The 13,848-nt window shown below is 58.3% G+C and carries 13 protein-coding genes and 1 pseudogene; 2 read left to right on the top strand and 12 right to left on the bottom strand.

The genetic code is table 11. From position 1 onward, the window contains the following. Positions 1-294: 294 nt before the first annotated feature. The 11 genes from MUB52_RS23435 to MUB52_RS23385 all read right to left on the bottom strand — a co-directional run bounded on the left by MUB52_RS23435 (position 295) and on the right by MUB52_RS23385 (position 11,836). Positions 295-1,251 (bottom strand): asparaginase domain-containing protein, encoded by a 957-nt coding sequence (locus MUB52_RS23435; RefSeq protein WP_263846582.1) that lies wholly within the window; start codon positions 1,249-1,251, stop codon positions 295-297. A gap of 51 nt (positions 1,252-1,302) precedes the next feature. After that, positions 1,303-1,959 carry an aspartate/glutamate racemase family protein gene (locus MUB52_RS23430; protein ID WP_263846581.1) on the bottom strand — a complete coding sequence of 219 codons (657 nt, stop codon included), beginning with the start codon at positions 1,957-1,959 and terminating at the stop codon, positions 1,303-1,305. Then, complete coding sequence (gene hydA, locus MUB52_RS23425; RefSeq protein WP_263846580.1) at positions 1,956-3,413, bottom strand: dihydropyrimidinase; 1,458 nt, start codon at positions 3,411-3,413, stop codon at positions 1,956-1,958. The genes MUB52_RS23430 and hydA overlap by 4 nt, the downstream gene beginning before the upstream one ends. Before the next feature lie 14 nt (positions 3,414-3,427). Further along, positions 3,428-4,720: an NAD(P)/FAD-dependent oxidoreductase gene (locus MUB52_RS23420; RefSeq protein ID WP_263846579.1), complete on the bottom strand. Its 1,293-nt coding sequence runs from the start codon at positions 4,718-4,720 to the stop codon at positions 3,428-3,430. Positions 4,721-4,725: 5 nt separating this feature from the next. Next, complete coding sequence (locus tag MUB52_RS23415; protein ID WP_263846578.1) at positions 4,726-5,487, bottom strand: DUF1028 domain-containing protein; 762 nt, start codon at positions 5,485-5,487, stop codon at positions 4,726-4,728. A gap of 16 nt (positions 5,488-5,503) precedes the next feature. Continuing rightward, on the bottom strand, positions 5,504-6,871 hold the full coding sequence (locus MUB52_RS23410) for an amidohydrolase family protein (RefSeq protein WP_263846577.1): 1,368 nt from the start codon (positions 6,869-6,871) through the stop codon (positions 5,504-5,506). Then, positions 6,868-7,644 carry an ABC transporter permease gene (locus MUB52_RS23405; protein ID WP_263846576.1) on the bottom strand — a complete coding sequence of 259 codons (777 nt, stop codon included), beginning with the start codon at positions 7,642-7,644 and terminating at the stop codon, positions 6,868-6,870. Before MUB52_RS23405 ends, MUB52_RS23410 begins: the two co-directional genes overlap by 4 nt. Then, on the bottom strand, positions 7,641-8,483 hold the full coding sequence (locus MUB52_RS23400; RefSeq protein ID WP_263846575.1) for an ABC transporter permease: 843 nt from the start codon (positions 8,481-8,483) through the stop codon (positions 7,641-7,643). The genes MUB52_RS23405 and MUB52_RS23400 overlap by 4 nt, the downstream gene beginning before the upstream one ends. 55 nt (positions 8,484-8,538) lie before the next feature. Further along, positions 8,539-9,672 carry an extracellular solute-binding protein gene (locus MUB52_RS23395; protein WP_263846574.1) on the bottom strand — a complete coding sequence of 378 codons (1,134 nt, stop codon included), beginning with the start codon at positions 9,670-9,672 and terminating at the stop codon, positions 8,539-8,541. A gap of 41 nt (positions 9,673-9,713) precedes the next feature. Next, positions 9,714-10,784: an ABC transporter ATP-binding protein gene (locus MUB52_RS23390; RefSeq protein ID WP_263846573.1), complete on the bottom strand. Its 1,071-nt coding sequence runs from the start codon at positions 10,782-10,784 to the stop codon at positions 9,714-9,716. A gap of 140 nt (positions 10,785-10,924) precedes the next feature. Further along, a complete protein-coding gene (locus MUB52_RS23385) occupies positions 10,925-11,836 on the bottom strand; it encodes a LysR substrate-binding domain-containing protein (RefSeq protein ID WP_263846572.1) in 912 nt (303 codons plus the stop codon). Here MUB52_RS23385 and MUB52_RS23380 point away from each other — a divergent pair. Continuing rightward, positions 11,835-12,869: an N-carbamoyl-D-amino-acid hydrolase gene (locus tag MUB52_RS23380; protein WP_263846571.1), complete on the top strand. Its 1,035-nt coding sequence runs from the start codon at positions 11,835-11,837 to the stop codon at positions 12,867-12,869. The genes MUB52_RS23385 and MUB52_RS23380 overlap by 2 nt on opposite strands. Continuing rightward, entirely contained in the window at positions 12,866-13,534 is a 669-nt protein-coding gene (locus MUB52_RS23375; protein ID WP_263846570.1) for a DUF1028 domain-containing protein, read from the top strand. The genes MUB52_RS23380 and MUB52_RS23375 overlap by 4 nt, the downstream gene beginning before the upstream one ends. A 43-nt stretch (positions 13,535-13,577) precedes the next feature. Here MUB52_RS23375 and MUB52_RS23370 read toward each other — a convergent pair. Beyond that, positions 13,578-13,848, bottom strand: a pseudogene (locus tag MUB52_RS23370) (hypothetical protein); the annotation flags it as partial.

Here is a 13,848-nt window from a genome sequence, read left to right as displayed (position 1 = left end):
ACAATACGAAACACCGGCACAGAAGTTTGCTCAGTGTGTTGCGGCGACCCGTTGAATCCACATCTTGCAAAGCAGACATTGGAGGCCGTATCAACGGCCAATTGCCGACCGGGGAGAAGCGTGACAGAGGTTGAACCGGCAATCCCCACTGCTATCATCTGCTGCCAAGACGGAACCAAGCGCATATGAACGCCGGCCAGCGAGTATTGTCGTCATTGAAGATCTTTAGTTCAAATTCCGCTTTGCAGTGGCCCGTCTCTCTGGCCTAAATAATGCTCAGACCTGATCACCTGTTTAGTGATTTTGCGACTCTGCCCATCCATTTCGCCCTGAAAGCACTTCGAATGCTAGCTTGATGCGCGCTTTCTCGGCGCTCAGACCCAGATACCCGCGGACCTTGAAACCCAATGCTTCAAGCTCGTCGAAATGGCCCGGGTAGCAAGCGGACACGTCGCCATGGCTGTCTTCACATCGGCTGGTGAGGACCACGGGCATGATGGAAAGCAGATCCCGGACCAAAGCGGCGCGTGTCTCTGTCGCCACTGAACAGGCACCTGGGCATGATACGACAAGGCCGTCTGCTCCCGCAAAGCGGGCGACCTGCAAGCCGGACCCAACCGAAAAACCGACAATCGGGATGTCAACAGACGGGAGAGCAGGATGCTTCAAGAGCGCCATGCCCAAACTGGTTGGAAGGTCCGATCTCTTGTTTGCCTGAGCGTCGGTTGGATCCGGCATGGTGGACACGAATGCGTCCAGACGGGATGTGCTGCGCTTGTGCGCAAGCCAGGCCGGTATCACCGACCCGCCGATTGAAACCACAACGCTGGCTTGCCCTGACGTGGCTTTCTGACATACTTGGACCGCCATGGTCAGTGATCGGATCCCATCGAAGTCCGTTGCAAACGGCGGTCGCATAGCGCCGGTCACGACGACCATTGTGAGATCGTCAAGCAAAAGAGATAGCCCGTAGGCAACTTCTTCCAGCGTGTCGGTGCCGGTGGTCACGATAAAGGCTGAATATGACCCGGCATGCTCAAGTATGAGTTTGCCGATGCTGACGATATCTTGCAGCGTGATGTCTGACCCATTCTTGGCGGCGAAGCTGCAAACGTCGAGATTGGAGCCCATACCGCTCACCAAACTGTGCATGTTGTCTGTTGCCAAAGCACGGTTATCAGTCAACTCAAGAGAAATCGTGCCGCCGAGTGCAATGACAAGGATACGTCCAGTCTCAGAAGGCGTTTCCATACGCGCCTTTCCGAACGGGCGCGGCCCCTGGCCGCTCATTTGTGCCGCGCATCAGTTTACCATCCCGATGGACATGGCCGCGGCCGCGACCACCGGGTCGACAACCGCTATTCCAAGGGCTTCTTCAAGCTGAGATGTACGGGGCGAGAACCCAGCACATCCCAGCACAAGCGCACGGGCCCCTTTAGATTTGAGGTCTGTGCCAAGTTGAACTGTTTGCCGGAAAACCTCTTCTGACTGGCCAGCGTCTTCGGCAGATATATTTGGAAGCGGCAATTCCCCGGCAAGTCGGCTTTCAACGCCCATCTGACGGATGCGCAGACGATGCCGCTCAACCGATGCAGGGCCAAGCGCCACGATACCAAACAGATCCGCCCGCGCCATCGCCGTCAGAATGCCTGCTTCCTGGATGCCTAGGACGGGTTGCGGGACCAAAGAGCGGCAAAGATCGACGCCAGGGTCGGAGAAGCACGCGCTGATGAAGGCGACCGCGTCAGGGCGGGATTGCACCACCTCGGCGACATCAAGCGCTGCCTGTGTCGCATCTGCCTGTGTCGAGATTGTTTCGGGCCCATGGGCAACGCAAACTGTCTCGAATGCAAGACCGCAGGCTGGCTTTAGCGGTTCAATCGCATTTGCAATCGCTTGTGTCACCACCTTTGACGCGTTTGGGTTGATCACAAGGATTGGACCGGTCGGGCGTGTCATGGTCGGATCTCGGCGCCGAAATTCAATTCCGGATCCAGCTCTTTCGCCAAGTGCCCCGAGCGGGCGCTCATGTCTACGGGCGAGCGGTGCACGAAGTGGCCCTGTCCTTCTTTGGCCCTTAGCGCTCCGTTCTTTACAATGATGTTGCCGCGGTTCATCACGATTTCTGGCACACCGATCATTTCGATCCCTTCAAACGGAGTGTAATCCATGTTGTCGTGCTGATCGGCGAGGGTCATACGACGGCTCAGCTCCGGGTTCCAGATCGCGATATCGGCATCGAGCCCAGGCGCGATACTGCCCTTACGGGTGACACCGAACGTCCGGGCGGCATTTGTCGCACTCAGTGCCACGAATTGTTGCAAAGTGATGCGCCCCTTAAGGACTCCTTCGGAGAACAGATATGGCAGGCGTGCCGCGATACCGGGCATCCCATTGGCGATTTTGGGATAAGGGATGTCTGGCCCGTTCATGAACTTGCCCGTTTCATCATACCGGTAGGGGGCATGATCCGAGCTGACGGTTTCGAAGGTCCCCATGCTAACATGGTGCCACAAGGCCTCTTGCGTCTGAATATCACGAAGCGGCGGGGAACAGACGAATTTCGCCCCTTCCATTCCCGGTTTGTCCAGATCGTCGCGAGTCAACGCCAGATATTGTGGGCAGGTCTCTGCATAGATGCGTGCACCGGAAAGCTTCTCGCGTTGGACGATTGCCGCCCCTCCAGCGGTCGAGACATGGACGATGAAGAGGGGCGCGTCGATCAGTTTGGAGAGCGAGATCGCCCGGTTGATCGCCTCCTCCTCGGCCAGTTCAGGGCGGGAGACAGCATGATACTTGGGCGCGGTCAGCCCGGCCGCGGCAAGCCTTGCATTCATCCATTTCACCATGTCGTTGTTTTCGGCATGAACCATCGTCATGGCACCGTGCCTTTTGGCGACGGTCATGATGTCAAGCATCCCGCCATCGCCGATATTCATCAGATCATATGTCATAAAGACCTTGAACGACGTGATGCCGCGCCGGAAGGCGCGCGGCAGCTGGTCACTCAACACCTCGGGCGTTGGGTCGGTCACGATCAAATGGTAGCTATAATCCAGAACCGACCGAGCCGCGCGCGCGTCATAAGTCGCAAGCACATCGTCAATGGATTGGCCTCGATGCTGGGCGGCGAATGGAATGAAGGTGGAATTGCCTCCGAACGCCGCGGAAACAGATCCGGAAAAATAATCATCCGCGCCCATGATCCCGGCAGAGCTTTCCTGGGCGATATGGGCATGGGCTTCGATCCCGCCGGGCACCACCAGACGGCTACCCGCATCGATACGGTTTGCTCCACCGGATATCTGCTCTGCGAGGGCGACGATGCGGCCATCTCGGATGCCAACATCTGCCTTGCAAATCTCGTTTGCGGTCACGACCGTACCGTCATGGATGACTGTATCGAATTCCATAGCCGTCTCTCCCGTTACCGGTGCGTTCGCAGGTCCCGCGCATCCTGCCACGCATACCATTTGGTCAAAACCTTGGCGCCGAACTCCGCAAAAGGGCGGAAGGGTAACGGCGCGAAAGGCAGATCGTCAAAGGCCGTTTCGCTATCACGCTGCTTTAGGATTTTCCGAGCCAGCTTCATCCCGAAATAAAGGCTGCGCGTGACACCCGATCCGCAATACCCACCTGCAAGCCATACTCCATCCTCTTGTCCGATGTGGGGTGCGTGATCGCGGGTATACGCCACGTTTCCCGACCAGACATGGCTGAAGCCTACATCCTTCAGCTGGGGAAACACCCTCAGCATTGAGCCTCTGATCGCATGGGCGCGTTGATCTGTTCCACCATCGGAGCGGCCCATTCGACCCCCGAATATGAACCGCCGCCGGTCTGGCGTTGGCCGGAACCACATGAAGATACGCCCAGATTCACCAAACGTGCGGCCCTTTGGGCTGAGCTCGTCTATCAGGGCGCGCGAGAGCGGCTCTGTCGCCACTGCACCTGTATCAATACGTATGATGCGCTTGTGCATAGCCGAGGTGCGGTTGTCAGCATAGGCATTCGTGGCCACGACAACCTCGGTCGCGATGATCTGGCCGGATACCGTCTGAAGGATAGTTCTGCCCGAGTCCTTTTGCATCAGCTCAACCGCAGTATTGGAAAGTATCATGACACCAGCCTGCTCGGCGCAGCGTGCGAGGGCGGCCAACAGTTTGCGCGGATGCACCCCACCGTCTCGATGATAAACACCGCCTCCGACGTAGAAATCACTTCCGATCTCGGTGTGCTGTTCCGACTTCGGGACCATGTCAAACGCGAGGCCAAGGTTCTGTTTCAACCAACTGCCTTCCCGCGCCTGCGCCTCGTAGTCGGCTTGAGTTCGGGATCCTCTGAACCGTCCCGCCAACTGCAAATCGCAATCGAGCTGCTCTTCCTGCACAATGCTTTCGAAGTAGTCGAGCGCGTTCAGACCTTCGCGCAACAGGGCCAAGGTCTTGGTTTCGCCATATCGGGCAATCAAGCCCTGTGTGCCCAGCTTGTGAAAGCTGGGGCCAACCATACCGCCGTTCCGGGCGGAGCATCCGGTGCCGATCTCACCGGCCTCGAAAACCGCGACCTGCCGTCCTGCGCGCGCGAGGTGAATGGCTGTTGCCAGACCAGTGTATCCCCCACCAATGATGGCGATGTCGGTTTTCTTGGGCAGCTCGGAGGAGGTAGCGATGCCGATGCTTGGCACATTTTCATCCCAGTAAACGCTTTGCCCGGTCACGCGTTCTAATCCCGTAATGTCCAACTGTCGCGGCGTCGCGCAGTTGGGAAACGTGCTTCGAGGCGCAATTCGGATATCCGCTCCACACTTGCTTCAAAGAGGCTGCGCATGACCGGCAACGTATCCGGGGATAGGGCCACCTGGCGCAAGAGCTCCTCACGATCAGCATAAGCATCCAGCAGAGTGCGCAGGTCTTCTACGGCGGTGCGCTCAGATATGTCGACGCGCAGGTCTTGCGCGTCCAGCCCATGTTCACCGGTGACCCTGAGAGCGGCCGAGCGCAGGGGCCCAAGGATCTCGCCACCCGCATCACGTCCCGCTTCCAGCGCGCGCATCAACCGTTCGGACAGGGGCAGTCTGTCATCCTTGCAGAAGGCGATCGCCATCTCCACGGTGACCTGATCATTCGCCAGGATATTGCCAAGGGCGAGACAGTTCTTCTCGATCGAATGGCAATAGATCGAATACATCCGACGCCCGTGATAAACTGCCGCTTTGCCGCCAGCATCCAGCGCCCCGATCTGCCGCCATTCGATATCACCTGAAGAGGCCGCGACTTTCGAGACCGTCTCTGCCGCCGTCGCGCCTTGTGCGAGGAGCGATATGCCCAGATCACCCAAACGGCTGTCGGTGCGGTGTTGTGAGAGCATCGCGCCTTTGCCATGGCTCAACCTGATACAGCGCCCACCAACAGCCAGATCAGAGGTTGTGATCGCCGCGCCGAAGGCACCCGTTCGGGCGCAGCGGCCAATGATGGAAAACGTCATACCGGTTCACCTTTGCTCATAGTGCATCCGTCATCGGCAGCGGGACACCGCGCTCTTCTGCTCCAAAGCGCCCCCACATCGCATCTACTGCGGCCTGCGCTTCGGTGATCACGCGACGCTCATCCATCGTAGTCAGGGTCCGATCCCGCATCAGGAAACGCCCGTCGACCATGGTATCGGTGACAAGGCCTGGATGTCCGTAATGCACAAGGTTCGATAAGGCCGACAGGCGGGGAGCCATGGCAGGCGCCATCAGATCGAAAAACGCCAGGTCCGCCTTCGCGCCAACGGCGATTTGCCCGATGCCGGGATGATCCAGTGCCTTGGCCGCGTTGACAGTGGCATAGTTGAATACCTGCGACGGCGTTGGCGTCACGGACCGCTCATAGGCGCCGCGATGCAAGGTCAGTGCCATCTTCATGGACTGAAACATGTCTTCGGTCATATTGTCGCTGCCCAGTACGATCTTGACACCCGCATCGAGGATCGCCCGCATGGGCAGTGGATGCGGGCCCTTGGCCGACATCGACGCAGGGCTATGGGCCAGCCATGTTCCGCGCTCTGCCAATGTCTGAACGTCGCTTTCATTGCAGAAGGTCCAGTGAACCGCGATCAGATCATCACCAAGAAACCCGTTGCGATCCAGATACTCAGTCGAGGTGCAACCATGCAGCTGTTCAACCTGACGCTTCTCGCTGATGATCTGGCTTAGGTGGATCGTCCGCCGCAGTCCGTGTTTCCGCGCCAAGGCGGTCACCTCACCCAGCATCCAGGGGCTGCAATTGTCGGGCCCATGCGCGGCCATCATAACACGTATGCGATCATCTTCGATTCCATGGAATCTTTCGATCAGATCCCGGGTACGTGCCAGAAAGGTTTCGCCAAACTCCCTGTCGAACCGATAGACACCGCGCCCGACCTCTGTCGTGACGGCATCGGCGCAGCTTTCGGCAAGCCAGAGGCGCATGCCGGTTTCGATCATCGTAGGTGCGTAATCCGCCACGTGGCGCAACGGATCGACAAGTGTCGTTGTGCCCGAGCGGATCGCCTCGGCGCAGGCGAGCTTTGCAACGGCGGCGCGTTCGTGCGGTTCCAGCAGATAGGAGGCGGGCACCATGTACTGGTAGACGAGGTTGCCTTCGATATCCTCAACCGTTCCACGCAGGGCCAACAGCACGGCATGGGTGTGTGCGTTGATCAATCCGGGAGAGATCAGCCTGTCACTGCAATCGACGGCCTCGAATGCATCAAATTCGGTTCCGTCCAATGCCTCAGGAAGCGCGACGATCGCGCTGCCATCAACCGCGATATGCCCGGCTTTGACCTGCGGCATCCCATCGGGATGGGCAATGTAACGCGCGTTCTTCAGTAAGTAGCGTGTCATGATCGGCGCAATGCTCCAATCGCGGTGGCGATCAGGGTCAGCAGAACAAGCAAGGTTGCAACGGCCGCAATCGTCGGATCGATGTTTTCCTGAATGCCCTCCCAGATCATCTTGGGCAGGGTGGTAACCCCTCGCACTGTAATGAACAAAACCGAGACAATCTCGTCAAAGCTGACGATGAAGGCAAAGACAAATCCCGTCATCATGCCAGGCCGGGCCGCAGGCGTCACAACGGCAAGGGTCGTTTGCCAGACCGACGCGCCCAACCCCCGCGCGGCGCGGATGATGTTGCGATCCAGATTGGCCAGCGCCGCAAAGACCGAAATCGAGACATAAGGCAGGGCCAGAAGCGTATGGGCCAGGATCACGCCCGCGTAGGTATCGATCAGCCCAAGCTGCACCCAGAAACGATAGAAGCCAAGCGCCTGAACAACGGGCGGTACAAGGATCGGCACGATCAGGATCCAGCGCGCGATTTGCGAGGCGCGGTTCGAAAGGAACCAGCACCCAATGGAAAACGCGGTACCCAAGGCGGTGGCTAATGATGCAACGACAACACCAATCCAGATACTGGTCCATGTTGCCGAAAGCCATTCGCGGTCGGTTAGATAATTTTCATAGTGCTGGAGCGACAGCCCATCCCTTGGCAGGCCGATGAAGCTGGTGTCGGTCAAGGAGACCGGGATGACGATCAAGAGCGGCAGCACCAGGAAAGCCAGAACGGCCCAGGCACCTGTTTGGAAGAATATGCGGAAAGCCGAGATGGGCATCATTTACGATCCAACAAGATAGAGCGGAGATTGACAAACCGCGCAGCGATCAGGAGCACGAGCGCGGTCGCGATAAGCAGGGCGACCGACAGCGCCGATCCAAGACCCCAAGCAAGGAACTCCTGGATCTGATAGGTGATGTATTCCGAGATCATTAGCACACGGCCCCCACCCAGAAGCGCGGGGGTGATGTAGAATCCAAGGGCCAGAACAAAGACCAGAAGCACGCCGGACATCACCCCGGGCAGGGTCTGTGGGAGATAAACACTCCGGAAAGCCGTCCACTCGCTGGCGCCAAGGCCCCGTGCGGCTTTGACATATGTGTCGGAGATGCCGCGCATATTGGCCAGCATGGGCAGGATGGCAAATGGCAGCATGACGTGGATCATTGCGATCAGGACCCCAAGCTCATTGTGCATCAGGCGCAGCGGGGCATCGATAAACCCCATATCGCGCAGCGTGTCGTTGACCAGACCGGACCTACCCAGCAGAACGATCCAGCTGAAGGAACGGATCAGGACCGACACCCAGAAGGGCAGCAGAACCAGAGCCAGCATCAGCGGGGTCAGGCGGCTGGCGAAGTTGGCAATTGTATAGGCTACGATGTACCCAAGGATCAGGCAGCCAACGGTTGTGATCGCGGCTACCCGAAATGTGATGAGAAAAGATGTCCGGACAGCCGAGGAGTCCACCATGCGGACATAGTTCCCGAAGCCCGCCTCCGGCTCGGTCACCGAAATCTGCCAAATGCCAAGCACCGGATAAATGTAGAATATGATCATGATGGCAAGCGCTGGCATGATCAGAATCCAATAGCGGAAATTGTCAGTGATCTGGGTCATGGGATCTCGGCGAGGGAGAGGTCGCAGGGGGCGCGTCCCCCCTGCGGTCTTCGGATCAGTTGATCAGCGCATCGACATAGAGTTCTTCTGCGGAGGTCTGGTTTTTTGCATACCATTCATCCTTGTAGAGGATTTGTGTTGCCAGGTTCTCGGGGCTCGATGGGTTGTAGGGTGCCAGTTCCGGCGGCACCATGGCGGCGGCCTCCGGATTGATCGGACCTGCGCCGATCATCTCAAGCCATTTTACCTGTAGCTCCGGATTTTGACCGTGGACGATGAATTTCATCACTTCATCTTTTCCGGCGGGATTGTCCTTGGGTACAACCCAGATGCCCGGTGCGATGACGCCACCATTGAAGCTGACGTTGAAGGTGCCCTGCGGCATCTGATCTTTCAGCAGATGCGCCCGCGTCGACCAGATGTTGCCGATTGCCACTTCCTCCTGCAGGAAGAGGTTTTGGCTTTCGCTTCCTGACCCCCAGACGATGATATTCTCGCGCAACTGGCGGAACTTGTCGATCGCAGCCTGAATTCCATCCTCCGTGCCGAGCGCCTCATAGACCTCGGCCAACGGGACGCCTTGCGCCATCGTCGCGCTTTCCAGCATGCCGCGAACGGATTTGCGGAAGGTGCGCATGCCGGGGAAGTCCGCGACGTTCCAGACATCCTCCCAGGATTGCGGGACGTTGCCTCCCAGCATCTTGGGATTGGTCGCAAGCACATAGGAATAGAGATAGTTGCCGACGCCGTTGTTATAGGCCGTGCCCTCCAGCACCTTGGATTTATCCACGACATCATAGTCGATGGGTTGGGTGATGCCTTGCTGCTCGAGAATGATCGCCGAGCCGGCGCCGCTGTCGCAAAGATCCCAGACCACTGCGCCGCTCTCCACCATGGCGCGGATCTTGCCCGCCGAGGGGCCCGAGCCATCGACGACCACCGGAATGCCGGTTGCTTCGGTATATGTGTCGCAGAGCACTTCCTGCAGGACGTCCTTGGCCTGGCCGCCCCAGTTCACCACGACGATCTCTGTCGGCTGAGCCATGGCCGTATCGCCCAGCATAGGCAGCACGCCCAGAGCACCCAGCGCGGCAAGGAAACCGCGGCGGGTCAGCCGCCCCTGTTTGTAGCGCTCAACCGCGATCTCTACGATGTCCTGCTTGGCTTCAAAATCTGTTGTGTCTGTCATATTTTACGTCCCCGCTGTTGAAGGTTCTTCGAGTTACGAGATTAGTCTGCCGCCAACACCACACACGCGTTTTGGTCCCAGCCAATGCTGACCTCAAGGCCCGGTGCCGGCTTGATGCCTGTCTGCCAGGTCGCGCATGAGACGAGCAGGTCGCCGAGCCCCTCATGCTTGACGATGACCTGACATCGCTCTCCCAAATAGCTGACCTGGCTGACTTTCGCGGCCAGCAGTTCGACACCCGGCTTGTTGATGCGCAGCCGTTCGGGTCGGAGGGCGAGCCGGGCTTTGTTGCCGATCTCGTCCACATTGTCGGTCTGCACATCGAAGGCCGCGCCCTTGGCGACACAGTGCAGGATGTCGGAATGGCGTCCGGTGATATCTGCATCGATAAAGTTCGATTTGCCCAAAAAATCAGCGACGAAGGTGGTGCGCGGGCGGTTGTACAGATCGCCGGGCGCGCCTTGCTGTTGAATGCAGCCATCTTTCAGGATCACGATTCTGTCCGACATTGACAGCGCCTCCTCCTGATCATGGGTCACATAGATGAAGGTGACGCCCAGCTGACTGTGCAGGGATTTGAGTTCCCACTGCAGATCAGCACGCAGTTTCTTGTCGAGGGCCGACAGCGGTTCATCCAACAGCAGAACCTGCGGCTTGAATGACATCGCGCGTGCCAGCGCGACACGTTGCTGCTGGCCCCCCGAAAGCTGGTGCGGCATGCGGTCGGCAAAGCCACCCATCTGCACCAGATCGAGGCATTCCTTCGTGCGATCGGCAATTTCGGACGCAGCACGTTTACGCACCTTGAGAGGAAAGGCGACATTGTCGCGCACGGTCATTGTCGGAAATAGGGCATAGCCCTGAAACACCATGCCGAACTCGCGGCGTTCCGGCGGTGCCTTGGTGATGTCCGATGCGTGCAGTGTGATCCGCCCGTCATCCAGATCAACGAAACCGGCGATCGCGCTCAAAAGCGTGGTCTTGCCCGACCCGGACGGTCCAAGGAGCGTGAGAAATTCCCCTGCTGCGACATCCAGATCGACATGATCAAGCGCGTGAAGACTGCCATATCGTTTCACGGCATTCCGGATCGAGAGGATCGGCTCTGTCATCTGATGTGTCATCTGATGTGAACACCTTGGTCGGATCAGTCTGCCCGCGTGAGCCGCGCGACATAAACCCAAGGGGACCATGAGTGGCTAAAACAACAAAATAAAAAAGAAGCCCCTATAGATAATCTCGCATTATACTTTCAGACCGTATCTCCGGGCTGCACGGGGCCGCCTATCAGGACATCGGCAAGAAAGCTCTGAAATCTCAACGCCAGATTCGATGTCGGGAAAAGGTTGGATGTGACAGCATGCATGTTCAGGGGTAACTCCGGGCTGGTGTCCCGTACGGTGACCCCGTGATGGCGTTGACCAATCAACGCAAAACTGTCGACAAGCGCGACGCCCAGCCCGTTTCGCACCATCTCAAGCGCAGTGGCGGTGTGGCGGACTTCGCAAAAGTAGCGCCGTTCCAGCCCGCGTTCGGAAAACACCTTGTCGATCTGTTGCCCAAGCGGTGTGCCGGTCCCGTATGAGATATGCTGCACGTGGTTCAAGTCGGCGATGCTTATGGTGTCCAGCAATCCGAGCTCATGTCCGTCCGGGCAGACGCACATCATCCGGCCTGCGCCAACTTCGTGTACGGACAAGGCGGAATGGCGGGGCGGCGTGATCGACAGCCCAAGATCGGCCCGTCCGCTGACCAGCCTGCGGTTGATTTCGTCGATGCTGCCCAGTTCGATGGAAAGTTGCAGCTTGGGCCGCTGCTCCATGAAACGCGACAGCACATGCGGCAAAATCCCGTGACCAATGGAGGGTGTCGCCACGATGCTCAGACGCCCGATCGTGCCGCCCCGCAACTCGTTCACGATACTCTCGACACGTTTTTGTTGCATGAAGAGGTGCTGGGCTTCCTGGGCGATATGCCGTGCCTCATGCGTCGGGGTCAGGCGGCCGTGCTCCCGGTGAAACAGCGGAAACCCGATCAGGTCTTCGGTGTGGCGGATCATATTGCTGATGGCTGGCTGGCTTACCGCAAGCAACTCTGCGGCGCGGGCAGTGGTGCCCACCTCGATCACTGTGGACAAAACCTCAAGTTGGCGCGCGCTGATCATGGATATAACCCTGAGTTATAAAGATGCTTCCATATTTTATTTCATGCTGATGAATTGGCTGTCTAGCGTTGATTGGCGACAGGACGAGGAGACGCAGATGGATCGGAGAGTGGGGTTTGCCGTCGCGCAACTGGGGCCGGTACACCTGCAGGACACCAAAACCGCCGTTGTTGTTCGCCTGATCGACATGCTGAGACAAGCGCATGCGCGCGGCGCCCGGTGGGTGACCTTCCCGGAGCTGGCGTTGACCACGTTTTTCCCGCGATACATCTACGAAACGCCGGAGGAGTATGACATCTTTTTCGAAGAAGGGCTGCCCTCTCCCGCGATGCGTCCTCTGTTCGAGGTCGCCAAGGACCTCGGCGTCGGCTTCTACCTTGGCTATGCGGAAAAGACTGAAGACAACGGTGTGACGCGCCGTTTCAACACTTCGGTCCTTGTGGGCCCTGATGGCGCGATACTCGGCAAGTATCGCAAGATTCACCTGCCTGGCACCGTTGATCCCATCGGAGATCTCGAGTTTGAGCATCTTGAAAAGCGATACTTCGAGGTCGGCGATCTAGGGTTTCCCACATTCACGACACCGGATGCTCGCATTGGCATGTGCATCTGCAACGACCGTCGCTGGCCCGAAACGTTTCGCGTGATGGCGCTGCGCGGCGCCGAGGTGTTCATGCTTGGGTACAACACACCAACCCGCAATATTCACCACCCGGAGCCTGCGCATCTGCGAGAGTTCCATCACCGGCTTAGCCTGGAAGCAGCAGCCTATCAGAATGCGGCCTGGGTTATGGCAGCGGCCAAATGCGGATCCGAAGATGGTTTTGCAATGATTGGTGGGTCGGCCATCGTGGCGCCAACCGGAGAAGTCGTCGTCCGCGCCTCGACTGAGGATGACGAAGTTATCATCTATGACTGCGATCTGGACCTAGGGGCTTACATCCGCCGTTCTGTCTTCGATTTTGCACGGCATCGGCGGATTGAACATTACGGCATCATCACCTCTCAGACCGGCATGGAGATCGACCCATGACCTTTTCTCTTGCCGGGCGTTGTCTGGAAACCGGCCAAATTGGTTTCGCTGTCACCACATCTTCGGTTTGCGTCGGTGCGCGGGTCGGGGCTGTAACGGATGGCTGCGTGGTATTCTCTCAAGCAAGAACGGATCCGCGGCTGCACGATGTTGGCATGGCCAAGTGGCGGGAAAGTGGCGACGCGGCACAGACGCTGGACGCAATGAAGTCTGCCGCCACCGCCCCGCACTGGCGGCAGTTGGGTGTTCTGGCCAATGCAGGGCAAGGGCTGCATCACACAGGCACCTCGTGCCTGCCGGACTGCGGAGGCGAGGTGGGTGAAAACAGTCTGGCGATCGGAAACTTCTTAGGATCGCCCCAGGTCCTGCCCGCGCTTGTTGAAACGTTCGAGACGAGCAAAGGCTTGCTGGCAAATCGTCTTGTTTCGGCCATGCTGGCCGGTGAAGCGGCGGGCAGTGAACGCGACCCTCTCCAATCGGCTGCAGTGGTTGTTCTGGGGGCGGATAGTCTGAAGGATGTCGATCTACGCATCGATGCATCAAGGGATCCGCTGCCTGATTTGGCTGCCTTGGTGGCCGATTGGTTGCCAAAGGCAGATGCATATCGATTGAGGGCCATTGACCCGGACAGAGCACCATCATCAAGCGCAGTAGAGTTACGTTAGTCGGCTACGAGCTCTTACCAATCCTCGAACCGGCAACACAAACTCAATACTGGTTGCTCGTCGCGCACGCGCTTTGTGGCGATCTCCTTTCCTGACTTCCGCCTGATCGTCTCCACGCGCACGATATCATAGTGCGACCGGTGCGATTGCAGAATCCTGCAGGATCGGTTGATGCGCCGAATGCGGCGTCATCCAATGTCTCAAGATATTCCTCAACCACGCGCGTGGTCAGGTCAGGTGGCAGACCTTCCTTGCTATCTATGCCGCGCGTCTGGTTCGCATTTGCGAGTATCAGGCTGGCGTCGACGCCAAAG

Source organism: Roseobacter sinensis (assembly GCF_025755255.1).
Lineage (GTDB): Bacteria > Pseudomonadota > Alphaproteobacteria > Rhodobacterales > Rhodobacteraceae > Roseobacter > Roseobacter sinensis.
This window is presented reverse-complemented; position numbering and strand designations above follow the sequence as displayed.